Origin of the sequence: Coprococcus sp. AF16-22 (assembly GCF_003461545.1) — a bacterium.
In the GTDB taxonomy this organism is placed as follows: Bacteria; Bacillota; Clostridia; order Lachnospirales; family Lachnospiraceae; genus Coprococcus; species Coprococcus aceti.
On record NZ_QTXH01000001.1, the window covers coordinates 255,563 to 282,118 of the forward strand.

Here is a 26,556-nt window from a genome sequence, read left to right on the forward strand (position 1 = left end):
GATAAGACATGAAAAAGGCAGATTTCAGAAAACTGTTTGATGATAAGATACTTATACTTGATGGAGCCACAGGAACAAATCTTATGAATGCAGGCATGCCTCTTGGCGTGTGCCCCGAGAAATGGATACTTGAACGTTCACAGATAATGTTTGACCTCCAGGTTGCATATCTGAACGCCGGCACAGATATTCTGTATGCTCCAACCTTTACATGTAACAGGATAAAACTCAACGAGTATGGGCTTGCCGATGATCTTGAGGACATGAACAGAAGACTTGTAGAATTGTCTAAGGAAGCGGTCAAGGCTGCAGGCCATGGCCTCGTGGCGGGCGATATCACCATGACCGGCGAGATGCTCTATCCTATGGGAAAACTGAAGTTTGAAGAGCTGGTCGACGTGTATAAGGAACAGATAAAGGTCATAGACGAGAGTGGTTGTGACCTGCTTGTGGTCGAGACCATGATGAGCCTCGCTGAGACCAGAGCTGCGGTTATTGCGGCAAATGAAGTGTCAGATCTCCCTATAATCGCCAGCCTTACATTCAACGAGGATGGACGTACCCTGTATGGAACCGATCCTGTGACAGCAGTAAATGTTCTTCAGAATCTTGGAGTGGCAGCTATAGGTGTAAACTGTTCCACAGGCCCTGATAAGATGGTCGAGCTTGTTAGACAGATGAAGAGCATCGCATTTATCCCTGTATTTGCAAAGCCGAACGCCGGAATGCCGGAGCTTGTAAATGATAAAAGCGTATATCGGATGACCCCTGAGGAATTTGCTGAAGATATGAAGATGATAATCGAGGCCGGGGCCGGAATGGTTGGTGGCTGTTGCGGTACGAGACCTGAACACATAAAGGCTCTTGCTGATATGGCTTCCAAGATGCCTGTTCCTGAGATAAGTTCAGAGCATGTCAGATGTATATCATCTGAGCGTTCATCTCTCATAATAGATCTGGATGCTCCGTTTAAGGTTGTTGGAGAGAGAATCAACCCGACTGGAAAGAAGAAGCTTCAGGCTGAGCTCAGGGAGGGATCTCTTGAGCTTGTCATGAATATGGCCGAAGAGCAGGTAGATAAAGGCGCTTCAATACTTGATATCAATGTCGGTATGAATGGTATCGATGAGAGAGATATGATGCTTAAGGTAGTATATCAGGTATCGCAGGCTGTAAACCTTCCGTTATGCCTTGATTCCAGCTCACCAGAGGTACTTGAGGCGGCACTTCGTATCTATCCGGGACGTGCGCTTGTCAATTCAGTATCCCTTGAGAAGGTGAAGATGGAAGAGATACTGCCTCTTGTAAAGAAGTACGGAGCTATGTTTATTCTTCTTCCTCTGTCGGATAAGGGGCTTCCGGAGAGTCCACAGGAGAAGGAGGACATAATCAACACGGTGCTTGGCACTGCGTATGAGATGGGATTTACGAAGAATGATGTGGTTGTGGACGGACTTGTTGCAACGGTCGGTGCCCAGAAGGACGCTGCCATCAACTGCCTGAAAACCATAAACTACTGTTATAACAACGGACTTGCAACCATCTGTGGTCTGTCCAACATTTCATTTGGACTTCCTGAGAGAATGTTTGTAAATACAGCATTCCTCACCATGGCTATCTCTCGTGGACTTACGATGGCTATAGCAAATCCTTCCCAGACCATGCTCATGAATGCTGCATTTGCTTCTGATATGCTGCTTTTCAAGGAGGAGAGCGATGTCCGTTATATTGAGAATGTCAAACCTCTTGAGCTTGCCTCACCGGGAGCGGGTGCATCCGGCGGCAAAGCAGGATCTGATCTGGAGGGAAAAAGCCAGATATACATAGATGTTCTCAAGGGAAATAAGAGATCAATACTTGACGATGTACACGCTGTGCTTGACAGCGGAGCTGATCCCCAGTCCATCATAGATAACGATCTGATAGGTGCGATAAATGAGGTTGGACGACTCTTCGAGAAGAAAAAATATTTCCTGCCACAGCTCATATCAAGTGCTGAGACCATGGAGATGGCGATAGGTGTTATAAGTCCACTTGTTCTGAAGGACAAGGACAGCTCTGATATGCCTACCATAGTCGTGGCGACAGTTGAGGGCGATATACATGATATAGGTAAGAACCTCGTGGTTCTTATGCTCAGGAACTATGGATTTAATGTTATAGATCTCGGCAAGGATGTTCCTTGTGATGTGATAATACAAGCGGCAAAGGATAATAACGCCAGCATAATCGGACTGTCAGCCCTCATGACAACCACCATGGTCAAGATGAAGGATGTTGTTGAAGCTGTGAAGGAGAATGGCCTGGACAGTAAAGTTGTTATAGGCGGTGCAGTTATAACCGAGAGCTACGCCGAGGAGATCGGTGCGGATGGATATTCCGAGGATGCGGCAAACTGCGTGGTTGTAGTCAAGAATCTTCTGGGCATAGAGTAAATATTTGGAAAAATCCGGATATCTCACTATAAGTTTTGGGGTATTTGTAAATACACAACAAAAATTATCAGAAATAACAGATAAAAATAATTACAAAATTCACGTTATAAATTGACATTAAAGTGGTTTATAACTATAATAATTTAGTACATTTTAAAGAGACGAGTTGAAAGGTGGTACATATAGATGGGTAATATTGTTTTGTCACTGCTTGTTGACAACACATCGGGAGTTTTGAGCAGAGTGTCAGGACTGTTCAGTAGAAGAGGTTATAACATTGACAGTGTGACAGTAGGAGAAACTGAGAATCCCGCTTATTCCAGAATGACTGTTGCAGTTAGCGGCGATGAAGCCAGCCTTATCCAGATCAAGAAACAGCTCAACAAGCTTGAGGATGTAGTGGATATAGTGGAGCTTGAGCCTGGCAAGTCTGTATGCAGAGAGCTCGTTCTTGTCAAGGTTAAAGCGAATCCGTCCGAGAGAAAGGATATTATCTCAGTTGCAGATATTTTCAGAGCGAATATAGTTGACGTTTCCAAAGATTCGGTTATTATAGAACTTACGGGAACAACAACCAAGTGTGAGGCGTTCCTCAGACTGCTCGATGGACATGAGATAGTTGAGCTTGTACGCACAGGTCTCACAGGTCTCATCAGAGGTTAATACGTTTTTAATTATCCAAGTGGTAGTTAATATATAAGTCATTTTATACATATTTAGGAGGATTAAAGAAATGGCAGAAGCAAAGATTTATTATCAGCAGGATTGCAATCTTTCATTACTTGATGGAAAGACAATCGCAATCATAGGATATGGTAGTCAGGGTCATGCACATGCCCTCAACGCTAAGGAGTCAGGATGCAATGTCATCATCGGTCTTTACGAGGGAAGCAAGTCATGGGCTAAGGCTGAGGCACAGGGATTTAAGGTATACACAGCCGCTGAGGCTGCAAAGCAGGCTGATATAATTATGATTCTTATCAACGATGAGTTACAGGCAGATATGTACAAGAAGGATATCGAGCCAAACCTTGAGCCAGGTAACATGCTTATGTTCGCTCATGGTTTCAACATTCACTTCGGTTGTATCAAGCCACCAAAGGATGTTGACGTAACAATGATCGCTCCAAAGGCACCTGGACACACAGTACGTTCAGAGTACCAGGCAGGAAAGGGTACACCTTGTCTTGTTGCTGTAGAGCAGGATGCTACAGGTAAGGCACTTGACCTTGCACTTGCATATGCACTTGCAATCGGTGGAGCAAGAGCCGGCGTTCTTGAGACAACATTCAGAACAGAGACAGAGACAGACCTCTTCGGTGAGCAGGCAGTCCTTTGTGGTGGTGTTTGTGCACTTATGCAGGCTGGTTTCGAGACACTTTGCGAGGCTGGTTATGATCCAAGAAACGCATACTTCGAGTGTATCCATGAGATGAAGCTTATCGTAGACCTTATCTACCAGTCAGGATTCGCTGGAATGAGATATTCAATCTCTAACACAGCAGAGTACGGTGACTATATAACAGGTCCTAAGATCGTTACAGCAGAGACAAAGAAGGCTATGAAGCAGATCCTTAAGGACATCCAGGATGGTTCATTTGCTAAGGAGTTCCTCCTTGACATGTCACCAGCAGGACGTCAGGTTCACTTCAAGGCTATGAGAAAGCTTGCTTCAGAGCATCCATCAGAGAAGGTTGGAGAGCAGATCAGAGCACTTTATAGCTGGAACAACGAGTCAGACAAGCTTATCAACAACTAATTTCTGGTTATATATTTAAACGTATACACTTTACCCGGTAATTACTGCATGCAGTGGTTGCCGGGTATTTTTTTTGAGGGCTGTATCCGCACTGGATACAGGCAGCCGTTATGATAACCAGTGCAGCAACACCTCATTTTACTTTGAATGGATTTTGTGATAGTATATATAAAGTATTGCGTTAGATTTGGAGGCGTATCGATATGGGTAAGCAGCTTACAAAAAAAGACATCGAAAAGATGGAACAGGAGATCGAATATAGAAAATGTGTAGTCAGGAAGGAGAAGCTTGAAGCCGTAAAGGAGGCCAGAGCTCAGGGGGATCTCAGTGAGAATTTCGAATATTATGCAGCAAAGAAAGACAAGAATGCCAATGAGCGAAGAATCAGATATCTGGACAGGCTTGTCAGGACTGCAGATATAATAGATGATACTTCAGCAGACGATGAGGTTGGAATTGATAACACGGTAACCGTTTATTTTGAGGATGACGACGAGGAGGAAACATACAGAGTTGTCACAAGCGTTCGTGCTGATGTGCTTGACGGAAGGGTGAGCAACGTATCACCTATAGGCAGGGCGATCATGGGCCACAAGGTTGGCGACAGAGTCCAGGTCGTTCCAGAGAAGGGTGAACCGTATTATCTGGTCATAAGAAAGATTGAAAACACACAGGATGATGGATCATTTGAGATTAACTAGGTGGATCATATGAATTGTTTGGAAGCACAGTCAAAGATAATGGCGTTTATTGAGAATAAACTCCCTGACGATGAACTCAGAGAGTTTATTAAGCATGTCAGATCATGCAAAAACTGCTATGAAGAGCTGGATATCTATTACACGCTTATAGTTGGTATGAAACAACTGGACGAGTCTGATAATATATCTACAGATTTTAAGAATGCCCTGGATAAGCATCTTGAGGAAGAGATGAACAGACTTACCACGGTAAAGAGAATAGCAAATTCCACGATACTGGTCGGAATTGCAGCCGTTGTTGCCGGACTTATATGGTTGTACAGCGGTGCTCTTGACAAGGTCTACAACTATGAACAGAATTCCAAACTCAGTGAGCAACCTGAATACTATTATGCTGAATTCTTTGGCTCAAGACTTTTGGACGATTCCCGCTATGATCTCAGTGATATCGACAGATATTACGAAGAACAAAACAAAGTCAGGGATGAAAGTACGGAATTTATGCAGAATATCAAAAAATATAATGCAAATCATAAGGGTATCGAATAGTCAGAATACTCTATGGCGAGCGGTAAATAAGAGGAGGTTTTCATGCCAGATACAGGTAAAAAGATATTGATAATAGATGGACACAGCATACTTAACAGAGCTTTTTACGGGCTTCCGGATCTCACCAACTATGAGGGACTTCACACGAATGCTGTCCTCGGTTTTCTTAATATTATATTCAAGATAATCGACGAAGAGAATCCGACAAATGTATGCGTGGCATTTGACGTTAAACAGCCTACATTCAGACATCTTGTGTACAAAGAGTATAAGGGCACAAGAAAGCCTATGCCGGATGAACTGCGTGAGCAGGTACCACTCATAAAAGAAGTCTTGACAGCGATGAACGTCACCATAGTTGAGAAGGGTGGTTATGAGGCTGATGACATTATAGGAACATTGTCAAGAGTTGCAGATTCTGCCGGATACAAAGTCGTGATAGTATCGGGTGACAGGGATCTCCTGCAGCTTGCAACAGACAATATCCTCGTCCGTATTCCGAAGACAAAAGCAGGTGGAACCACGATAGAGAACTATTACGCAGATGATGTGAAGGCTCTCTACGGAGTTACACCAGTCCAGTTTATAGATATGAAGGGACTTATGGGAGATACGTCAGATAACATCCCAGGGGTTCCCGGAATAGGCGAGAAGACCGCATCCAAGATCATTCAGCAGTGGGGATCTGTGGCCGGAGCTCTTGAACATATAGACGAGATCAAACCTCCTAAAGCCCAGAAAAATCTTGCGGAGTTCTCAGAACAGGCAATAATGTCCAGAGAGCTTGCAGCGATCAAGCTTGACTGTGAACTGGATTTCAAGCTTGAGGATACCACATATGAGAATGCGTTTAATGACAATTCATACAACATTTTCAAAAGACTGGAATTCAAGAGTCTCTTAAAGAAGTTTGACAACCAGCAGACTGTAAGTGAACTGAAACCGGATATAACAGTGGTAAATTCTACAGCCGACTTTGCTCATATCGAGGATGCTGCAAAGAAATCAGGAGCTGTCGGTGTATACGTTGCCCACAGTAATGACATGATGCTCGGCATAGCCGTTGCCTGTGATTCAAAGGATGTGTACGTGATAAACTGTTCATCGGGTATAGATCCTGATGAGGCAGTCAAATTCATATACGATCTGAAGAATGCCGGAATCATCATATGCATGGAGGATCTTAAGAGCGCGCTGAAATATGTAGATTTTCATGAATGTGACACAAATGTACTTGATATAGGAGTGGCAGCATATCTCCTCAATCCGATGGAGGATTCATACGATTATGATGATGTCGCAAAGGAATATCTTGGCAACATACTTCCTTCTGAGAAGGAACTCATCGGCAAAGATGAATTGAATATATTTACATTTATAAGTGATAATTTCCTTGAAGTATTTTCGTACAAGGCGGTCGTTCCGCTCCTTGCAAAGGATATCGTCATGGATAAGCTTGCCAAAGAAGGCATGCTTGAATTGTACAATAAGGTTGAGCTCCCTACCGTTTACACCTTATACGACATGGAAAAACGCGGAATAAGAGTCGATAAGGCAGAGCTTGAGGAATACAGCAAAAAGCTTGAGAAGAGGATTCAGGAGCTTCACGATTCGATAATCGGTTACGCAGGAAAAGAGTTCAATATCAATTCTCCGAAGCAGCTTGGACCTATCCTTTTTGAAGATATGGGCATACCGGGCGGCAAAAAGACCAAGACGGGCTACTCAACAAGTGTGGATGTACTTGAAAAGGTCAAAAACGAACATCCTATCATCGGAGATATTCTGGAATACAGACAGCTCACAAAACTCAATTCCACATACGCAGTGGGACTTGTGAACTATATATCGGATGACGGACGTATTCACGGAACCTTTAACCAGACTATCACGGCAACCGGAAGAATAAGCTCAACAGAGCCTAACCTTCAGAATATACCTATGAAGCTGGAACTCGGAAGACTTATCAGAAAGGCATTTATCCCTAAGGAGGGATATATATTTGTAGATGCCGATTACTCACAGGTAGAGCTTCGTGTACTTGCCCATCTGTCGGGAGATGAGGTTATGAAGAACGCTTTCCTTAACAACGTGGACATACACGCCACAACCGCATCCGAAGTGTTTGAGGTTCCTATCGATGAGGTTACATCTCTTCAGAGACGGCATGCCAAGGCAGTCAACTTCGGAATCGTGTACGGAATCAGCGCATTTGGTCTGAGTGAGGATCTGGGTATATCCAGAAAAGAGGCTTCAGATTTCATTGCAAAGTATTATGACACCTATAAGAGTATAAAAGCGTATTTGGATGAACAGGTAGCCCACGCAAAGGAAAAAGGTTATGTGACGACCATGTTCGGAAGGATCAGGCCTATCCCTGAGCTGAAGTCATCCAACTTTATGCAGAGGAGTTTTGGCGAGAGGGTTGCCATGAATTCGCCTATACAGGGAACCGCTGCGGACATAATCAAGATCGCCATGGTGAGAGTTAATATGAAGCTCAAGGAGCTCGGACTGAAGTCACAGCTTATCCTGCAGATACACGATGAGCTTCTTATAGAAGCTGCCGAGGATGAAGTGGACATAGTGAAGAAGCTTCTCGTTGATGAGATGATGCATGCCGCAGATATGACCGTACCTCTTGAGGTGGGCGTTGCATCAGGAAATAACTGGTATGAGGCAAAATAATATGAAGATCATAGGAATAACTGGTGGTATCGGTTCTGGAAAAACTGCTGTGCTTGATATAATGCAGCGAGACTACGGAGCATTCATTATGGAGGCCGACGCCCTGGCTCACAGACTCATGGAACCGGGACAGATATCATACAATGACATAGTGGAACACTTTGGAAGAGATATTCTTGATGAAGACAGCAGGATCGACAGAGCAAAGCTTTCAGCGGTCGTTTTCAGCGATCAGAAGCAGCTCGATATCCTCAATTCCATAACCCACCCAAATGTAAAAAAGGCCATTCTTGAATCCATGGAGGAGCAGAAAAAGTCAGGATGCAGACTATACGTTCTTGAAGCTGCACTGCTTATCCAGGATGGGTATTTGGACATCTGCGATGAGATGTGGTATGTCTATGCAGACGTTTCAAAACGAATTGAACGTTTGTGTGCTTATCGCGGATTTACCGATGAAAAAGCAAGAAAAGTCATCGCTTCGCAGGATCCTGACAGCTATTATGAGGAAAATTGTTCAAAAAAGATAGACAATTCAGGTAATTTAGAAAAATTGAGAAACCAGCTTAAGCTGGCGATGGGAATTGAGTGTTAGATTTTTTTAGTTATTATCACGGATTGTACGGATAAAAAGACAATTTTTTTGGCTATTTCTATTGAGAATAATGGGGCAATGAGTTAAACTTTAACTATGTGTGTTTTCATTATTTCAAAGGGGGAAATAAACATGAAGTTTATTGATCAGTTAAAAGAAAAAGCCAAACAGAATAAGAAAACTATCGTACTGCCTGAGACATCAGACATGAGAACAATCGAGGCAGCCGGCAAGGTATTGGCAGAGGGCATTGCGAACATTATCCTGGTTGGAGACAAGGAAGATATCATGAGCAGAGCTGGTGATATCGATCTCAGCGGAGCATCATTTGTTGACCCTAAGAATTATGAGAAATTTGATGAATACGTGGATGCTTTTGTAGAGATGAGAAGAAAGAAGGGCATGACCGAGGCAAGAGCCAAGGAACTGCTTTTAACAAACCCATTATATTTTGGATGTATGATGGTTAAGCAGGATGATGCAGACGGTATGGTTGCCGGTGCGATCAATGCATCAGCAGATGTGCTCCGTGCAGCACTTCAGACACTGAAGACTGCTCCGGGAACAAGAATCGTATCAGCATTCTTCCTGGTTGTAGTTCCAGATTGTCAGTATGGTGCCAACGGAACATTTGTATTTGCAGATGCAGGACTCAATCAGAGCCCGTCAGCGTCAGAGCTTGCAGATATCGCAGAGCAGTCAGCGAAGTCATTTGAACTTCTGGTTGATGAGACACCTGTTGTGGCTATGCTGTCACATTCAACAAAGGGAAGCGCAAAGCATCCTGACGTTGACAAGGTTATTGAAGCTACAGAGATCGTTAACGCTGAGTTTCCTGACCTTCTGTGTGATGGTGAGCTTCAGTCAGATGCAGCACTCGTTCCTGAGGTTGCAGCATCAAAGGCACCTGGAAGCAAGGTCGCAGGACAAGCGAATGTTCTTGTGTTCCCTGATCTTGATGCAGCGAACATCGGATACAAGCTTGTACAGAGACTCGCAAAGGCTGATGCATATGGTCCTGTTACACAGGGTATTGCAAAGCCTGTAAACGACCTGTCAAGAGGCTGTGTTGCAGACGATATAGTTGGAGTTGTTGCCATAACAGCTATCCAGGCTCAGGCTCAGGAGGACGGCAGAATGAAGGTAACTCCAAAAGAGAGATAGTAAAAGATAATTTTTAAAGATGATTTATTTACACATAAGTTGTGCAGGAGGATTGAAATGAAGGTTCTTGTAATTAATTGTGGTAGTTCATCACTGAAGTATCAGCTTATTGATTCTGATACAGAGGCTGTTATAGCAAAAGGACTGTGTGAGAGGATCGGTATCGACGGAAAGCTCACACATCAGACCATGGGTAAGGATAAGTATACAGTGGATGCCGCTATGCCGGATCACAATGCTGCTGTAAAATTTGTTCTTGACGCTCTTCTTGATACAGATAAGGGAGCTATCGCTTCACTGTCAGAGATCGATGCTGTTGGACACAGAATAGTTCACGGCGGTGAGAAGTTTGCGAATTCAGTAGTTATAACAGACGAAGTAATGGCGGCCATAGAAGAGTGTAATGATCTTGCACCACTTCACAACCCTGCCAACCTCATTGGAATCAGAGCATGTCAGGCACATATGCCGGGTGTTCCTATGGTTGCGGTATTTGATACAGCGTTCCACCAGACCATGCCTGATAAAGCATATACATATGCAATACCTTACGAATATTACAAGAATTATAAGATAAGAAGATACGGTTTCCACGGAACAAGCCACAGCTTTGTATCCAAGAGACTGGCAGAGCTTATAGGCAGGGATATCAAAGATACCAAGCTTATCGTATGCCACCTTGGAAACGGATCAAGTATCACAGCAGTTGACGGCGGTAAGTCAGTGGACACTTCCATGGGACTCACACCTCTTGCAGGTCTTCCTATGGGCACAAGAAGCGGTGATATAGATCCTGCGATTCTTGAGTTCATTGCCGGCAAAGAGGGCAAGAGCGTTGAGGAGATAACAACTATTCTTAATAAGAAGTCAGGTGTATCAGGACTTTCAGGCGTATCAAGTGATTTCAGAGATCTTGACGCCGGCATGAAGGAAGGCAATGACAGATGCCGTCTTGCTCTCGATGTATTCTGCTACAGTGTCAAGAAATATATTGGAGCATATGCAGCCGCAATGGGAGGTCTCGATGCGATAGCGTTTACGGCAGGAATCGGAGAGAACAATCCATATGTAAGAAGAGTTTCAACAATGGATCTTTCATTCATGGGTATCGATATAGATGAGACTAAGAACGAGATCCGCGGCGAAGAGCAGAAGATATCCACTGACGCTTCAAAGGTTCAGGTATGGGTAGTTCCTACAAACGAAGAGCTTGCCATTGCAAGAGAGACTGTAGAGCTTGTTACAAAATAAGTCTTCTGTATAACGACAGGATTCAGTTGACGGAATTGTATAAAAATTTTGCAATATTTTGTTGACAATAAATATCTGTATATGTATAATAGCAGATGTGCGATTTTTAGGAGATATTATGTTAATTGATTTATCTGAGATTTTATCCACTGAGGGATTGACTAAAAGCGTTGAAGTACATGTAGACTTTGATAGTTTCCAGTTTAAGGGAATGGACTACCGGATTGGACAGGCAGATGATTTTCAACTGAATCTGTCGAATGACGGCAAGAACAGAGTCAAGGTTACCGGAAGCACTGATGTTGTCATGGAGCTTGTGTGTGACAGATGTCTGGAGGAGTTTGAGAGAACTTTCCATATAGATATCGACACAGTTATTGATACTTCCGTTTTGGATTCTGATAAGGTAGATGAGATAGATGAGTTAAGCTATTTTGAAGACTGTAATATCGATATGGACGCACTGTTGAAAAAGGAACTGATGGGTTTAGTTCCAATACAGATTCTGTGCAGGGATGACTGCAAGGGACTCTGTAAGGTGTGTGGAACGAATCTGAATCATGGTACATGTAACTGTGATGATTTTGTTCCTGATCCGAGATTATCAGTTTTTAATGACATCTTAAAGAATTGAGGAGGTGTGAATAATGTCAATTTGTCCAAAGAATAAGAGCTCAAAGGCTAGAAGAGATAAGAGAAGAGCTAACTGGAAGATGTCTGCACCAGCATTAGTTAAGTGCAGCAAGTGTGGCGAGTTAATGGTTCCACACAGAGTTTGTAAGAACTGCGGTTCATACAACAAGAAAGAGATTATCTCAGTTGCTGAGTAATTTCCAGTTCTCACTCGGTATTTGAGTAGTAGAATAAACAAGACCTTTCTTATTTTTATAATAAGGAAGGTCTTTTTTCGTGCACATATATACATGGCGGTTTGTATATTTGTACTGAAATATTTGACTTTGACAATTCAGAAATATATAATGACCTTGTGCGTTTGCACCTAAAAATAATTATATGGTGGGATATCCCATAATACACGTAAGATAGGAGAGTTTTGATATGGGCGATACAAGAATTGTAGTAGATGCTATGGGCGGAGATTATGCACCGGAGTGGATCATAAGAGGTGCTGTAGAAGCTGTGAACGAAGGGGCAAAGGCTCATATAATTCTCACTGGAAAAGAGGCTGTCATAAAGGGTGAGCTTGCAAAATACACATATGACACCTCCAAGATAGAGATAAAGAACTGTACTGAGGAGATCACATGTCACGATGCACCTGTTCAGGCAATCAGAAGCAAGAAAGACTCATCACTTACAGTTGGAATGAATATGGTAAAAAGTGGAGAGGCTGACGCAATAATCTCAGCCGGAAGCTCAGGAGCCATTCTTGCAGGAGGACAGCTTATCGTCGGAAGATCCAAAGGTGTGAAGAGATCGCCTCTGGCACCACTCATCCCTACGACCAAGGGATATTCGCTTCTTATTGACTGCGGTGCTAATGTCGATGCGAGACCTGAGCATCTGCTTCAGTTTGCAAAGATGGGTTCCATATATATGGAGAACATCGAGAAGATCGAGAAGCCAAGAGTAGCCATCGTCAATATTGGTGACGAGGAGGAGAAGGGTAACGCCCTCGTAAAAGAGACATACCCACTGCTCAAGGAATGTAAGGACATCAATTTTGTTGGAAGTATAGAAGCTCGTGAGATTCCAAATGGTGCTGCAGATGTCATCGTATGTGAAGCATTTGTGGGAAATGTTATCCTCAAGCTGTACGAGGGACTTGCAAAAATGCTGCTTGGAGAGATCAAGAAAGCGGTCATGTCTTCATTCAAGTCAAAGATCGGCGGTGCACTTATAAAGGATTCCCTCGGAGAGCTCAAGGAGAGATTCAACGCCAAGACAAAGGGTGGAGCACCTCTTCTTGGACTTAAGGGACTCGTGGTAAAGATCCACGGCAACTCACACAACGAAGAAGTTAAGAGTGCAATATTCCAGTGCATCAACTTCAGTGAGACCGGAGTAAACGCCAAGATTGCTGAAAAGCTGAGTGAGGAGCAGGCATAATGAAGAAGGATTATGGTGAGCTTGAAAAAAGAATAGGATACGAATTCAAGGATATAAGACTTCTGATAACGGCTCTGACACACACGTCATTTGCAAATGAGCTTAAGGTTAATAAAACTGAGTCATATGAGAGACTTGAATTTCTCGGGGATGCCATCCTTGAGTATATTGTGAGTGACTATCTCTTCCGCAAGAAGAGAGAATATGAGGAGGGAAAACTCACAAAGCTGAGGGCAAGTCTCGTATGCGAATTTACTCTTTCACAGATATCCGAGAGTCTTGGATATGGCAAATTTGTCCTTCTTAGCAAGGGTGAAGCCCAGACAGGCGGAAGGACAAGGAAATCCATTCTGTGTGATCTCTTTGAATCCGTTCTCGGTGCGATGTATCTTGATGGCGGAATGGATGTCGCCAAGAAGTTTGTCCATCAGTTCCTGCTGGATGACGTTGAGACAAAATCATTGTTCTACGATGCAAAGTCAACCCTTCAGGAATTCTGCCAGAAGAATGGAAAAGAATTAAAGTATGAGCTCATAGAGGAGAAGGGGCCTGAACATAACAAGATATTTGTATCGGATGCCATGATAGATGGCCAGGCTACAGCCAGAGGTGAGGGTTCAAACAGAAAGAACTCCGAACAGATGGCTGCATACAAAACATTGTTACAATTAAGAAAAAAGCAGGATTAATTTATGTATTTAAAGAGTATAGAGGTAAATGGCTTCAAGTCATTTGCAAACAAGATAGTATTCAAATTCAATCACGGAATAACCTGTATCGTTGGACCTAATGGTTCGGGTAAGAGCAATGTAGCGGATGCAGTGAGATGGGTTCTGGGTGAACAGAGTGCCAAGAGTCTCCGTGGTTCCAAGATGGAGGATGTCATTTTCTCGGGAACACAGCTCAGAAAGCCGCAGGGCTCCGCATATGTTGCCATAACTCTTGACAACAGCGATCACAGCCTTCCTATAGATTATAATGAAGTCACAGTTGCAAGACGAGTATACAGATCAGGAGAGTCTGAATATCTGATTAACGGTACTGTCAGCAGACTGAAGGATGTATATTCTCTCTTCTTTGACACTGGTATCGGTAAGGAGGGTTATTCAATCATCGGACAGGGCCAGATCGAGAAGATCCTCAATGGTAAACCTGAGGAGAGACGAGAGCTTTTTGACGAGGCTGCCGGGATCGTAAAGTTCAAGAAGAACAAGGCTGCTGCGGAGAAATCACTTGAAGCAGAGAGGGACAATCTCAGCCGTGTCAACGACATTCTCAAGGAGCTTGAAAAACAGGTCGGACCACTCAAGGAGCAGTCTGAGACCGCAAGGAAATACCTGGCATTTAAAAATGAATTAAAAAAACTCGATGTGAATGCATTCCTTCTCGAGACAGAGAAACTTAAAACAGCTCTCGAGGAAGATCAGAACAGGCTCACTATCGTAAACGATGATATAGATGAGAGCAAGCAGGCGTATGAACAGACAAAGGAAGAATACGACCAGATAGAGACTGCTATAGAGCAGCTCAATTCCATAATTGAGTCATCTAAAAACGAGATTCATGAGAACAGGCTTGCAAAAGAGCGTGCTGAAGGTGAGATAAATGTTATCAACCAGCAGATAATCACACTCAAAATGAACGATCAGAACATACATGATCAGATAGACCGAATCAACAGCCAGATCGAGTCCGGCGAGAAAGAACTCGCAGATTACACATCCCAGAAAGATGAACTGGATGACTCTATCTCAGAAGTTGAACAGGCGCTTAAAACAGCCCAGAAGGAAAGCTCCGACATGACCTCCTACATAGAGGCCTGCCAGCAGGAGATTGAGAGCTGCAAGGCTGACATCATAGAATATATGCATGAGAGCGGTAATCTCCAGGCAAAGGTCGGAAGATATGACGCTATGCTGGAGAATATCAACTTTAGAAAGACACAGCTCAACCAGAGACTTCTGCAGTTTAAGAGCGACGATGCCGGGGACAAGAAGGAATATGAGTCACTGTCATCACAGCTTGCCGAACTTGAGGCGGGAGTAAAGGTCATTCTCGCGGGATTGGACAGTGCAACCGATCAGCTTGCCCAGAATCAGAATAGAAACAAAACTAACCGTGAGCTGATCCACAACACCAACGAGAAGCTTTCGGCCACAGAGTCCAAGATGGAGGCTCTCAGAAATATAACTGAGAGATACGACGGATACGGCAACAGTATCAGACGAGTCATGGAACAGAAGCAGTGGAATCCGGGCATAATAGGCGTTGTTGCGGACATAATCACGGTAAATCAGAAGTACGAGGTCGCTGTGGAGACTGCCCTTGGCGGAAGTATACAGAACATTGTCACTGAGGACGATGCCACTGCCAAGAGAATGATCTCATATCTGAAGACCAACAGACTCGGACGTGCAACATTTCTTCCGCTTAACACCATAACAGACCGCGGTTCCGTCAAAAATGATGTGCTCAGGGAAAAAGGAGTCATAGGAGTTGCATCAGATCTTGTTGAGGTCGATTCCAAATTCAACACGCTGGTAAAGAACCTTTTAGGCAGGATCATAGTTGTCGACAATATCGATAATGCCCTGGCGGTAGCGCGTAAGAACAATCAGTCGCTCAGACTTGTCACCATAGAGGGAGAACTGATAAATCCGGGCGGATCAATGACCGGAGGTGCATTCAGGAATTCCAGTAACCTTCTCGGAAGAAAGAGAGAGCTGGATGAACTCAAGGAGCAAATCGATAACCTGAAATCAACAGCGTCAAAGGCTGCGGCTCTCGACGCACAACTTAAGACTTCAAGAGATCAGCTCAGACAGGATATAGACCAATACAACTCCGAACTGCAGCAGGCATATCTGAAAAAGAATACTCTGACCATGAGTATTGACCAGGTCAAAGAAAAGCTTGCCGAATCTGAAAGAGTATTTGTCTCGATCGAGAAAGAGGTAGCAGAGCTCAATAATCAGATAACGGAGATAAACAACAATAAGAATTCTCTTGCCGACAACAACAAAAAGCATGAAGCCATGAGGCTTGAAGCTGAGGCAAGAGTGGAAGAACTTGAGGGACAGGGACAGGAGAACAAGGATAAGCTCACCGCTGCAAACGCAAGGGTATCTGAGCTTATGATTAAGTTTAATTCCGTCAAGCAGAAAGAGGACTTCATTGTAGAAAATATCCGAAGAATAAATATGGATATCGAAAAATACAAGGAAGAACTTGAGGGCTTTACAAGCCGCGTGGAGTCATCATTCAGTGAGATCACAGAGCTGGAAGACAGGATAGCTGCTATAAAGACAGATATCGCAAGCAGAACCGGAAGTATCGCTGACAACGAGGACAAGGTAAACGAATTCTCAGTCAAGAGAGAGGAATTACAGCAGAGCCACAAGGAATTCTTTGCCAGACGAGAAGAACTTTCCGAAAAGATTGCAGGACTCGAGAAGGACTCATACAAGCTCACATCGATAATCGAGAAGAACACTGAGAAAGCAGACGAACTCAGCAACTATATGTGGGAGGAGTATGAGCTTACATACAGCAGTGCCCAGGAACTCAAGGACGATAATCTTCCTGAACTGCCGGCACTAAAGAAGGAGATCGTTGCAGTAAAGGCCAAGATCAAATCCCTTGGAGATGTCAACGTCAATGCCATAGATGACTACAAGGAAGTCTCTGAGAGATACGAATTTCTCAAGGGACAGCATGACGATATAGTCAGTGCGGAGACCAACCTCGTAAATATCATTGCGGAGCTTGAAAAATCAATGCAGGAGCAGTTTGCCGAGAAGTTCAAGGAGATACAGGTCATGTTCGACAAGGTATTCAAGGAGCTGTTTGGTGGTGGACGTGGTGCACTTGAGCTGGTTGATACCGAGGATCTTCTTGAAACAGGTATCAGGATCATAGCACAGCCACCGGGAAAGAAGCTCCAGAATATGATGCAGTTGTCAGGTGGAGAGAAGTCCCTCACCGCCATAGCACTGTTATTTGCAATTCAGAGTCTGAAGCCATCACCTTTCTGTCTGCTGGACGAGATAGAGGCGGCTCTTGACGACTCGAACGTAAGAAGATTTGCACAGTATCTCAACAGGCTTACAAAGGATACGCAGTTCATAGTTATATCACACAGAAAGGGAACCATGGAGGCTGCTGATATCCTGTACGGTATAACCATGCAGGAGAAGGGTGTATCTACCCTCGTATCAGTCAACCTTATTGAGAACGATCTGGATAAATAACAATAGAAGATATTAAACAGGAGGTATGTCATGGCAGAGGAAAAAGAGAAAAAAGGATTTTTTGCGAGACTTAAGGCAGGTCTTGCAAAGACAAGAGATAATATAGTAGAAAGCTTTACAGATGTATTCGGTGCATCCCATATAGATGATGATTTCTATGAGAATCTTGAAGAGACATTTATCATGGCTGATATGGGATATGAGACGACTGAGAAGGTTATAGAGGGACTTAAGCAGAAGGTTGAGGATTCCCACATCAAAGAACCTGCTGCCTGCAAGGAACTTGTGATCAATATAATCAAGAACCAGATGTCTGTGGACGATTCAGCGTACGACTTCGAGAATAAGAAGTCCGTTGTGCTGGTCATCGGGGTAAATGGTGTCGGCAAGACAACGACCATCGGAAAGCTTGCTGCCCAGTACCGCCAGAGAGGCAAGAAGGTTCTCATGGCTGCTGCCGATACATTCAGAGCTGCCGCCATAGATCAGTTAAAGACCTGGGCTGACAGGGCACAGGTTGATATAATTTCACACAATGAGGGCGCTGATCCCGCTGCAGTTGTATACGACGCAGTGGCTGCCGCCAAGGCAAGAGATACGGACATCCTTCTCGTTGATACAGCGGGAAGACTTCACAACAAGAAGAATCTCATGGACGAGCTTGCAAAGATGAGAAGGATCATCACAAGGGATTATCCGGAGGCAAATGTTGAGGCGCTCATAGTTCTGGACGGAACAACAGGTCAGAATGCCCTTGAACAGGCAAGACAGTTCAGCAATGTAACTGAGCTTGACGGTATAGTTATCACCAAGCTTGACGGAACTGCCAAGGGTGGTATTGCGATAGCGATCCAGGCAGAGCTTGACGTACCGGTCAAGTTTATCGGAGTTGGTGAGAAGATCGGTGATCTCCAGAGATTTGACCCTCAGGAATATGTCAACGCATTGTTCGCAGATTTTGACGAGGACAGATCCGAGATCGATATGCTCATCGGCGATGACATGTAATACTACGGCATATATAATGATCATATGTATGTATGTCAATGTACTTATATCTGTGCACAACCATATATGATTTTCAAAAGGATTTTTACATAAGGAGACATTAACAAATGGCAGAACAGAACACAACAGACAAACTGACACTTGCGAAATTTGAGGAGGCCTACGACATTGTACATAAGGTGGTTCTCCCTACAAAGCTCATATACAGTGACTATTTCAGTGGGATAACAGGCAACAAGGTATACTTCAAACCTGAGAACCTTCAGAAGACCGGTGCATACAAGATCAGGGGTGCATATTACAAGATAAGCACTCTTTCAGATGAAGAGAGACAGAAGGGACTGATAACAGCTTCGGCTGGAAATCATGCCCAGGGTGTGGCATATGCTGCAAAAGCATATGGAGTAAAGGCGACCATCGTTATGCCTTCATCTACACCTCTCATCAAGGTTAACAGAACTAAGGCATACGGCGCAGAGGTTATACTGTATGGAGACGTATATGATGAATCATGTGCATACGCTCTTGAGCTTGCAGAGGACAAGGGTTATACATTCATTCATCCGTTCGATGATCTCGATGTTGCCACAGGACAGGGCTCGGTTGCGATGGAGATCATAAAGGAGCTTCCTTTCGTTGACTATATCCTTGTTCCTATCGGAGGTGGCGGTCTGGCAACAGGTGTGTCCACACTTGCCAAGATGATGAATCCGAACATCAAGGTCATAGGTGTTGAGCCTGCCGGAGCAAACTGTATGCAGGTCTCACTGAAGAACAAGAAGGTTACAACACTTCCATATGTAGACACCATTGCAGATGGAACTGCAGTAAAGACACCGGGAAGCAAGATTTTCCCATATATACAGAAGAACATAGATGATATTATAACTGTAGAGGATAACGAACTCATCGTTTCATTCCTCGATATGCTTGAGAATCACAAGCTTCTTGTTGAGAATTCAGGCCTTCTCACAGTGGCAGCACTTAAGCATCTCGATGTAAAGGGTGCCAAGGTCGTAAGCATACTGTCGGGCGGCAATATGGATATGATAACATTTGCCTCACTTGTACAGCACGGACTTATCGCAAGAAGCAGGATCTTCACAGTTTCAACACTTCTTCCTGACAAGCCGGGTGCACTCATGAACATTTCAAAGGTTATCGCTGATCTCCAGGGAAATGTTATCAAGCTTGAGCACAACCAGTTCGTATCCATCAACAGGAATTCAGCAGTTGAGCTTGTTATCACTATGGAGGCATTTGGCCCTGAGCACAAGCAGCTCATCATCAACACACTTGCTGATAAGGGCTACAAGCCAAAGGAAGTCATGACAAAGGGAATATACAATTAATTGTAGTTGATATCGATGATTAACAATGAACTCACTTTAACCGTAAATGACAACAAAATAATCGCTTGCAGACGCGGTGCCAATCTGTTCAAGGTGCTGTGCAGCGCCGGATATGTGTTCAGTGGAAACTGCGGAGGTCTTGGAAGGTGTCAGAGATGTCTGGTGGATGTAAAAGGTGCGGGCACGGTAAAAAGCTGTACCTACACTATCACTGATAACATACAGATAACCATAGGTGAGGATAACATGTCAGTCCTTGCTTCGTACAAGGGTGCTGATGAATTCAACAACGTATATAATGGCGATGGTCGTGGTATAGGCATAGCTATAGATTTAGGCACCACCACCATCGCCATAGAACAGATAGATATGTCTGATGGAAGTGTCACGGACAGATGTGGATTTATGAATCCGCAAATTGAATATGGCAGCGATGTCATATCAAGGATCCGAACAGGCTCCACAGAAGATGGACTGACAAAGCTCAGAAGCTCAGTAGTCACAAGGATTTCCTCAGAGTTGGCCGGAATGGGGTATGCCCCTGCAGATATATCAAGGATAATTATTTCCGGAAACACCACCATGAATGCAATACTGGAGCGGCTGCTTCTGGACAATCTCGGGCATGCACCATTTGAGATCAGGAATCCTGACAGTATAACAGTATCAGGGAAGGATTTCTTTGATGATGAAAGATTTTGCAGTGCGGAAGTCACATGTCTTCCTAACCTCAGCGCATTTGTTGGAGCTGACGCATTGTGCGGTGCAGTCGTCTGTAACATTGACAGGTCTGACAAATATCAGTTGTTTGCAGATCTCGGAACAAACGGAGAACTCATACTTGCAAAGCAGGGCATCGGTTATGCCACCTCATGTGCATGTGGTCCGGCATTTGAGGGAATGCTGAGGAGAGGTGTTGCAGCTCCAACCACAGCCTTTGATCTGCTGAACAGACTTAATTTGCTACACATAGTGAATGACGATGGAGTCCTGGTTGATCAGTATATAGACGGCGGCTACAGACTTGCGGGTGGAGTGACAATTGACATGGATATGATCAGAAGCTTTCTCCTTGCAAAGGCAGCCATATGTGCAGGGATAGAATCCCTCATGGATATGGCGGGGATAACGGCAGAGGACGTATCACGTGTATATCTGGCAGGAGGCTTCGGGTGCAGTCTTAATATATCAAGTGCGGTAAGCCTTGGACTTTTTCCGGACAGTTTTCAGGGGAAATCAGAATTTGCAGGAAATACATCCCTGCACGGAGCACATAAGTGCTTGATTGATAAGAGTTTTATTGATAGAATATATGCGTTTAAAGAGACCCTGACTGCTGTGAATCTCGGTGAGCTTGAGGGCTTTGACAGAAGATATTACAGTCATATGGATCTCAGACCATGGACCGCACAGTCACATGGTACAAATAAATTACAACAGAAGAGTAGATTATGAAATTACTAAGTATAGCAAGCGGTAGCAGCGGTAACTGCTATTACGTCGGCAATAGCGATACCCATCTTCTTGTGGATGTAGGCATAAGCTGCAAGAGGGTTGAAAACGCCCTTAAGGATGAGGGAATAAAGCCGTCTGAACTCGATGGTGTTCTTGTAACGCATGAGCATATAGATCATGTGAAGGGCATAGGTGTTCTGGCAAGAAAGCACGGTGTTCCTATATATGCCACTGCAGGAACCATAGCTGAGATGAAGAAGATGACCTCACTTGGCAGTATCGATGAGGGACTGTTTCATGAGATTCGTCCTGATGAAAAGATACTGATAAAGGATATAACCGTTGATCCGTCATCCATCTGGCATGACGCAGCGGATCCGGTATGCTACAGCCTATATGGAGATGGCAAAAAAGTGTCCATAGCGACTGATATGGGCAATTATAATGATTATATTGTAGATAAGCTTGACAACTCAGATATAATGGTAGTTGAGGCCAATCATGATGTCAGAATGCTTGAGGCAGGACCATATCCTTATTATCTCAAGAGACGAATCCTTGGCAACTATGGTCATCTGTCCAACGAATTGTCAGGGCAGCTCATATACAGACTTCTGAATGACCATGTGAAGGGTATCCTTCTGGGACATCTGAGCAAGGAGAACAATTTTGAAGAGTTGGCATACGAGACAGTCAAGCTGGAGCTTGAAAACAATTCATACGCCAACGATGTAAGGGAATTTGGGCTGGCAGTAGCCAGAAGAGACATGCCTATGGCTGCCATAGAGGCATAGGCTGATTTTTAGGAGTGAATAAAGATGGGTTCTGTATGTACAGGCTCCATCATCAACAAGGAGGATAAATGAAATGAAAAAGAGAATCATAACTGTAGTAGGTAAGGACAGCGTGGGAATCACAGCTAAGGTATGTGTATATCTGGCAAACAACCAGATCAATATACTTGACATATCACAGACTATAGTTGCAGGGTACTTCAACATGATGATGGTGGTTGATACACAGGAGTCATCCAAATCAACAGAGCTCATCGCATCAGAGCTCGGACAGATCGGAGAAGAGATTGGAGTACAGATAAAGGTACAGCACGAGAAGATCTTTGAGACAATGCACAGAATCTAATAATATACAGTCTGACAGACAGAAAAGAGGATATACATGATTAGCATAAATGAAGTAATCGAGACCAATAAGATGATCTCAGACATGAATCTGGATGTTCGTACCATCACAATGGGAATCAGTCTTTTGGATTGTGTAGGCACAGATGTGGATGATACATGTACAAAGATATATAACAAGATAACAACATATGCCAAGGATCTTGTATCAACAGGTCAGGAGATATCAAGAAGATATGGTATACCAATCGTCAACAAGAGAGTTTCTGTAACACCTATAGCACTGGTTGGTGGTTCCGTATGTAAGACCACCGGAGATTTTGTAAAGATAGCAAAGGCTCTTGACAAGGCTGCAGACACCATAGGAGTCAACTTCATCGGAGGATATTCAGCGCTTGTAAATAAGGGCATGACTCCTGCTGATGAGCTTCTTATCCGTTCAATTCCTGAAGCACTCTCAAGCACAGGAAAGGTGTGCAGCTCCATAAATGTAGGTTCAACCAAAACCGGTATAGATATGGATGCAGTCAAGATTCTCGGAGAGATGATCAAAGACACTGCCGAGCTCACCAAGGAAGCAGATTCCATCGGTTGTGCAAAGCTTGTAGTATTCTGTAACGCACCTGATGACAACCCATTTATGGCCGGTGCATTCCACGGTGTTACCGAGGGAGACTGTGTCATCAATGTCGGAGTCAGCGGCCCTGGTGTTGTAAAGAAAGCCCTTGAGAAGGTAAGAGGAGAAAACTTTGAGGAACTCTGCGAGACCATCAAGAAGACAGCTTTCAAGGTAACCAGAGTTGGACAGCTCGTTGCAAAAGAGGCATCCAAGATGCTCGGCGTACCATTTGGTATAGTTGACCTGTCACTTGCCCCTACTCCTGCAGTCGGAGACAGTGTAGGTGAGATTCTCGAGGAGATCGGTCTTGAATACGCCGGAGCTCCTGGTACAACAGCAGCACTTGCGCTCCTCAACGATCAGGTTAAGAAGGGTGGAGTTATGGCTTCATCATACGTCGGAGGACTCTCCGGTGCATTCATCCCTGTATCTGAGGACCAGAGAATGATCGATGCAGTTTCCGCAGGAGCATTAACTCTTGAGAAACTTGAGGCCATGACATGTGTATGTTCAGTAGGTCTTGATATGATAGCAATTCCTGGTGATACATCACCTGCAACCATATCAGGAATTATCGCTGATGAGATGGCTCTTGGTATGATCAACCAGAAGACAACCGCTGTAAGACTTATCCCTGTTATCGGTAAGACAGTTGGAGATCAGGCTGAATTTGGCGGACTTCTCGGATACGCACCTATCATGCCTGTCAACAGATTTGCATGTGATAAGTTTGTCAACAGAGGTGGACGTATTCCAGCCCCTATCCATAGTTTCAAAAACTAATATTGGATAATGCGGTATAGGATCACAGTTCCTGATACGATATAGATATAGAGGATGCGCACTGAATACGGATATTCCGTGCGCATCTCTTTTGCTGTAATTGAATATTTCCATTTGGAGATATCAGATAATATGATTACAAGAAAATTATTTAAGGATATTATTTTATGAGAAGATTAGCTTTACCGGATGAAATACTGATGAAGGTTGAAAAGCCCGCCAGATATATAGGTGGAGAATACAACAGTGTTATGAAGGACAAAGACAAGGTTGATGTGCGTTTCTGCATGTGTTTTCCTGATGTATACGAGATAGGTATGTCCCATCTCGGAATTCAGATACTGTACGATATGTTCAACAGGAGAGAGGACACATGGTGTGAAAGAGTTTATTCGCCATGGCCTGATCTGGACGCGGAGATGAGAGAACATGACATCCCTCTGTTCGCGCTGGAATCCCAGGATCCTATAAAGGATTTTGATTTCCTTGGAATAACACTCCAGTACGAGATGTGTTACACCAATATTCTTCAGGTGCTTGATCTGGCAGGGATCCCACTCCGTACAAGAGACAGAAAAAAGGGAGACACACTTGTTATAGGCGGAGGCCCATGCTCATACAATCCTGAGCCTATAGCAGACTTCTTTGACATATTCTATATGGGTGAGGGTGAAGTATCATATGATGCACTTCTGGAGCTTTACAAGGTGTATAAGCACTCTGATATGACCAGGGAAGAATTTCTCATAAAGGTGTCCAACATTCCGGGATTATACGTTCCTGAGCTCTATGAAGTCACATACAAGGAAGATGGCACGATAGCTTCATTTGCTCCTAGATTTGAAGATGTGCCTGCCACGATAACCAAGACAGTCGTCATGGATCACAGCAAAGTCACATACCCAGAGAAGCCTGTTGTGTCATTCATGAAGCTCACTCAGGACAGAGTTGTTCTTGAGATCATGCGCGGATGTATAAGAGGCTGCAGATTCTGCCAGGCTGGAATGATATACAGACCAACCAGACCTAAGGATGTCAATCTGTTAAAGGGCTATGCTGAGAAAATGCTGGCAAGTACAGGACACGAGGAGATAACCTTCAGCAGTCTGTCGTCGAGTGATTACGAGGAGCTTCCGGAGCTCACAGACTGCCTGATCGAGAAGATGGACAATGAGCATGTAAATATCTCTCTGCCATCGCTCCGTATAGACGCCTTCTCTCTGGATGTCATGAGCAAGATCCAGGATGTGAAGAAGAGTTCACTTACATTTGCCCCTGAGGCAGGAACGCAGAGACTCAGAAATGTTATAAACAAGGGTCTCACAAAGGAGAACATAATGGATGGTGCCCTGAAGGCCTTCAAAGGCGGCTGGGATAAGGTGAAGCTGTACTTCATGATGGGCCTTCCTACTGAGACATATGACGATATTGCCGGGATTGCAGACCTGTCGGAGGAGATCACTGAGCTTTTCTTTGCAAATATCCCAAGAGAAGAACGAAATGGACGTGTCATGGTCACCGCATCGGCATCATATTTTGTGCCAAAGCCATTTACTCCGTTCCAGTGGGCTCCGATGATAAGGCCTGAGGAATTTGTCAAGCGTGCATACTTTGTGAAGGACAGATTCCGCGCAGAGAAAAACCATAAGAGTCTTAAGTTCCAGTACCACGAAGCAGATATCACCATACTTGAGGGACTGCTTGCTCGAGGCGACAGGAAGCTCTGCGATGTAATATATGATGTCTATAAGGCCGGTCAGATATTTGACGCATGGACAGAGTTCTTCAAAAAAGAAAACTGGGACAACGCCATGGCAAAGCACGGTCTGGATATAGATTTCTACACATACCGGGACAGAAATGTTGATGAGATACTTCCATGGGATTTCATTGATATAGGAGTCACAAGAAAGTTCCTTGAGAGAGAGTGGGAGAACGCCCAGAACGAAAAGGTAACCCCTAACTGCAGACAGCAGTGTTCCGGCTGTGGTGCCGCAAGATTTGGAGGAGGTGTATGTTTTGAAAATAAGAATTAAATACTCCAAGCTCGGTAACCTCAGATTTATAGGACACCTTGACGTTATGAGATATTTCCAGAAGGAGATAAGACGTGCCGGTCTGGATGTGAGCTATTCCAAGGGATATTCGCCTCACCAGATCATCTCGTTTGCCGCTCCGCTGGCCATGGGGATCACTTCTGATGGCGAATACTTTGACGGAGAATTTGAATCCGTTACAACATCCAGAGAGATGATCGACGCATTGAATGCCGTATCGGTTGATGAGATGAAGGTCACTGAGTGTGTACTTCTTCCCGATGATGCAAAGAACTCCATGTCAGTTGTGTCAGCATCGGACTATGTCATCTCATTCCTTGACAAAGCAGGAACTGAAGAACGGCATAATATACTGGACAGTGTGGAATCCTTCATGTCGCAGGATCAGATCGTCATTCTGAAAAAAACAAAGAAGAGCGAACGCGAGGAGAATATAAAACCTGGTATCATGACCTGCGAGCTGAGGGACGATCAGATATATATGCTGCTGTCAACCGGAAGTGAATACAACCTCAAGCCGGAGCTCGTCATGCAGGCTCTCTGCGCGTATGCGGGTGTCAGTCACAACCAGTTCCATTATCATATTCACAGACTGGAGACGTACATGGATGGCCCTGATGGCAATATAATACCTCTATACAAGGCCGGTTCACCATTCTAAGAGTCTGCCTGACCGTATAT

22 protein-coding genes are annotated in these 26,556 nt (G+C 44.2%); all 22 read left to right on the forward strand.

The window, feature by feature from the left end; genetic code table 11:
- The first annotated feature begins 8 nt into the window (after positions 1-8).
- Positions 9-2,435, forward strand: coding sequence for a homocysteine S-methyltransferase family protein (locus DWW60_RS01085; RefSeq protein WP_117874212.1), 2,427 nt, complete (start codon positions 9-11; stop codon positions 2,433-2,435).
- A gap of 186 nt (positions 2,436-2,621) precedes the next feature.
- Positions 2,622-3,098, forward strand: a complete 477-nt coding sequence (gene ilvN / locus DWW60_RS01090; protein ID WP_015534958.1) for an acetolactate synthase small subunit — start codon at positions 2,622-2,624, stop codon at positions 3,096-3,098.
- 70 nt (positions 3,099-3,168) lie between these two features.
- A complete protein-coding gene (gene ilvC / locus DWW60_RS01095; protein ID WP_015534957.1) occupies positions 3,169-4,194 on the forward strand; it encodes a ketol-acid reductoisomerase in 1,026 nt (341 codons plus the stop codon).
- A 203-nt stretch (positions 4,195-4,397) separates the two neighbouring features.
- Positions 4,398-4,895, forward strand: coding sequence for a transcription elongation factor GreA (gene greA / locus DWW60_RS01100; protein WP_015534956.1), 498 nt, complete (start codon positions 4,398-4,400; stop codon positions 4,893-4,895).
- 9 nt (positions 4,896-4,904) lie between these two features.
- Positions 4,905-5,444, forward strand: a complete 540-nt coding sequence (locus tag DWW60_RS01105) for an anti-sigma factor family protein (RefSeq protein WP_022216444.1) — start codon at positions 4,905-4,907, stop codon at positions 5,442-5,444.
- Between the two features lie 42 nt (positions 5,445-5,486).
- A complete protein-coding gene (gene polA, locus DWW60_RS01110; RefSeq protein WP_117874213.1) occupies positions 5,487-8,132 on the forward strand; it encodes a DNA polymerase I in 2,646 nt (881 codons plus the stop codon).
- Entirely contained in the window at positions 8,119-8,727 is a 609-nt protein-coding gene (gene coaE / locus DWW60_RS01115; protein WP_243002893.1) for a dephospho-CoA kinase, read from the forward strand. Before polA ends, coaE begins: the two co-directional genes overlap by 14 nt.
- A gap of 132 nt (positions 8,728-8,859) precedes the next feature.
- Positions 8,860-9,891 (forward strand): phosphate acetyltransferase, encoded by a 1,032-nt coding sequence (gene pta / locus DWW60_RS01120; RefSeq protein ID WP_015534954.1) that lies wholly within the window; start codon positions 8,860-8,862, stop codon positions 9,889-9,891.
- Between the two features lie 57 nt (positions 9,892-9,948).
- Entirely contained in the window at positions 9,949-11,142 is a 1,194-nt protein-coding gene (locus DWW60_RS01125; RefSeq protein WP_117874214.1) for an acetate/propionate family kinase, read from the forward strand.
- Positions 11,143-11,260: 118 nt separating this feature from the next.
- Positions 11,261-11,776, forward strand: coding sequence for a YceD family protein (locus DWW60_RS01130; protein ID WP_015534953.1), 516 nt, complete (start codon positions 11,261-11,263; stop codon positions 11,774-11,776).
- Between the two features lie 13 nt (positions 11,777-11,789).
- Entirely contained in the window at positions 11,790-11,972 is a 183-nt protein-coding gene (gene rpmF / locus DWW60_RS01135) for a 50S ribosomal protein L32 (RefSeq protein ID WP_004850916.1), read from the forward strand.
- Between the two features lie 229 nt (positions 11,973-12,201).
- On the forward strand, positions 12,202-13,212 hold the full coding sequence (gene plsX, locus DWW60_RS01140) for a phosphate acyltransferase PlsX (protein WP_022216447.1): 1,011 nt from the start codon (positions 12,202-12,204) through the stop codon (positions 13,210-13,212).
- Positions 13,212-13,901 (forward strand): ribonuclease III, encoded by a 690-nt coding sequence (gene rnc / locus DWW60_RS01145; RefSeq protein ID WP_022216448.1) that lies wholly within the window; start codon positions 13,212-13,214, stop codon positions 13,899-13,901. The genes plsX and rnc overlap by 1 nt, the downstream gene beginning before the upstream one ends.
- 3 nt (positions 13,902-13,904) lie before the next feature.
- A complete protein-coding gene (gene smc, locus DWW60_RS01150; RefSeq protein ID WP_117874215.1) occupies positions 13,905-17,462 on the forward strand; it encodes a chromosome segregation protein SMC in 3,558 nt (1,185 codons plus the stop codon).
- Positions 17,463-17,492: 30 nt separating this feature from the next.
- Positions 17,493-18,470 (forward strand): signal recognition particle-docking protein FtsY, encoded by a 978-nt coding sequence (gene ftsY, locus DWW60_RS01155; protein WP_022216450.1) that lies wholly within the window; start codon positions 17,493-17,495, stop codon positions 18,468-18,470.
- Between the two features lie 107 nt (positions 18,471-18,577).
- Positions 18,578-19,822 carry a threonine ammonia-lyase gene (gene ilvA / locus DWW60_RS01160; protein ID WP_015534949.1) on the forward strand — a complete coding sequence of 415 codons (1,245 nt, stop codon included), beginning with the start codon at positions 18,578-18,580 and terminating at the stop codon, positions 19,820-19,822.
- A 15-nt stretch (positions 19,823-19,837) separates the two neighbouring features.
- Entirely contained in the window at positions 19,838-21,277 is a 1,440-nt protein-coding gene (locus tag DWW60_RS01165) for an ASKHA domain-containing protein (protein WP_117874320.1), read from the forward strand.
- On the forward strand, positions 21,274-22,071 hold the full coding sequence (locus DWW60_RS01170) for an MBL fold metallo-hydrolase (protein WP_015534947.1): 798 nt from the start codon (positions 21,274-21,276) through the stop codon (positions 22,069-22,071). Before DWW60_RS01165 ends, DWW60_RS01170 begins: the two co-directional genes overlap by 4 nt.
- A 73-nt stretch (positions 22,072-22,144) precedes the next feature.
- Entirely contained in the window at positions 22,145-22,417 is a 273-nt protein-coding gene (locus DWW60_RS01175; RefSeq protein WP_015534945.1) for an ACT domain-containing protein, read from the forward strand.
- Positions 22,418-22,453: 36 nt separating this feature from the next.
- The gene (locus DWW60_RS01180) at positions 22,454-23,818 is read left to right on the forward strand and encodes a PFL family protein (RefSeq protein ID WP_022216453.1); all 1,365 of its coding nucleotides are present in this window, start codon (positions 22,454-22,456) and stop codon (positions 23,816-23,818) included.
- Between the two features lie 167 nt (positions 23,819-23,985).
- Positions 23,986-25,854, forward strand: a complete 1,869-nt coding sequence (locus DWW60_RS01185; protein ID WP_055144429.1) for a TIGR03960 family B12-binding radical SAM protein — start codon at positions 23,986-23,988, stop codon at positions 25,852-25,854.
- Positions 25,829-26,536, forward strand: a complete 708-nt coding sequence (locus DWW60_RS01190) for a TIGR03936 family radical SAM-associated protein (RefSeq protein ID WP_242859136.1) — start codon at positions 25,829-25,831, stop codon at positions 26,534-26,536. The genes DWW60_RS01185 and DWW60_RS01190 overlap by 26 nt, the downstream gene beginning before the upstream one ends.
- Positions 26,537-26,556 lie beyond the last annotated feature (20 nt).

Excerpts from the sequence above, each read along its gene's own strand:
- ilvA (WP_015534949.1), top strand. The coding sequence starts at position 18,578 with ATGGCAGAACAGAACACAACAGACAAACTGACACTTGCGAAATTTGAG.
- DWW60_RS01165 (WP_117874320.1), top strand. The coding sequence starts at position 19,838 with ATGATTAACAATGAACTCACTTTAACCGTAAATGACAACAAAATAATC.
- smc (WP_117874215.1), top strand. The coding sequence starts at position 13,905 with ATGTATTTAAAGAGTATAGAGGTAAATGGCTTCAAGTCATTTGCAAAC.
- DWW60_RS01175 (WP_015534945.1), top strand. The coding sequence starts at position 22,145 with ATGAAAAAGAGAATCATAACTGTAGTAGGTAAGGACAGCGTGGGAATC.
- DWW60_RS01180 (WP_022216453.1), top strand. The coding sequence starts at position 22,454 with ATGATTAGCATAAATGAAGTAATCGAGACCAATAAGATGATCTCAGAC.
- ilvC (WP_015534957.1), top strand. The coding sequence starts at position 3,169 with ATGGCAGAAGCAAAGATTTATTATCAGCAGGATTGCAATCTTTCATTA.
- ilvN (WP_015534958.1), top strand. The coding sequence starts at position 2,622 with ATGGGTAATATTGTTTTGTCACTGCTTGTTGACAACACATCGGGAGTT.
- rpmF (WP_004850916.1), top strand. The coding sequence starts at position 11,790 with ATGTCAATTTGTCCAAAGAATAAGAGCTCAAAGGCTAGAAGAGATAAG.
- plsX (WP_022216447.1), top strand. The coding sequence starts at position 12,202 with ATGGGCGATACAAGAATTGTAGTAGATGCTATGGGCGGAGATTATGCA.
- DWW60_RS01170 (WP_015534947.1), top strand. The coding sequence starts at position 21,274 with ATGAAATTACTAAGTATAGCAAGCGGTAGCAGCGGTAACTGCTATTAC.
- DWW60_RS01130 (WP_015534953.1), top strand. The coding sequence starts at position 11,261 with ATGTTAATTGATTTATCTGAGATTTTATCCACTGAGGGATTGACTAAA.
- greA (WP_015534956.1), top strand. The coding sequence starts at position 4,398 with ATGGGTAAGCAGCTTACAAAAAAAGACATCGAAAAGATGGAACAGGAG.
- polA (WP_117874213.1), top strand. The coding sequence starts at position 5,487 with ATGCCAGATACAGGTAAAAAGATATTGATAATAGATGGACACAGCATA.
- pta (WP_015534954.1), top strand. The coding sequence starts at position 8,860 with ATGAAGTTTATTGATCAGTTAAAAGAAAAAGCCAAACAGAATAAGAAA.
- DWW60_RS01185 (WP_055144429.1), top strand. The coding sequence starts at position 23,986 with ATGAGAAGATTAGCTTTACCGGATGAAATACTGATGAAGGTTGAAAAG.
- coaE (WP_243002893.1), top strand. The coding sequence starts at position 8,119 with ATGAGGCAAAATAATATGAAGATCATAGGAATAACTGGTGGTATCGGT.
- DWW60_RS01085 (WP_117874212.1), top strand. The coding sequence starts at position 9 with ATGAAAAAGGCAGATTTCAGAAAACTGTTTGATGATAAGATACTTATA.
- DWW60_RS01125 (WP_117874214.1), top strand. The coding sequence starts at position 9,949 with ATGAAGGTTCTTGTAATTAATTGTGGTAGTTCATCACTGAAGTATCAG.
- ftsY (WP_022216450.1), top strand. The coding sequence starts at position 17,493 with ATGGCAGAGGAAAAAGAGAAAAAAGGATTTTTTGCGAGACTTAAGGCA.
- DWW60_RS01105 (WP_022216444.1), top strand. The coding sequence starts at position 4,905 with ATGAATTGTTTGGAAGCACAGTCAAAGATAATGGCGTTTATTGAGAAT.
- rnc (WP_022216448.1), top strand. The coding sequence starts at position 13,212 with ATGAAGAAGGATTATGGTGAGCTTGAAAAAAGAATAGGATACGAATTC.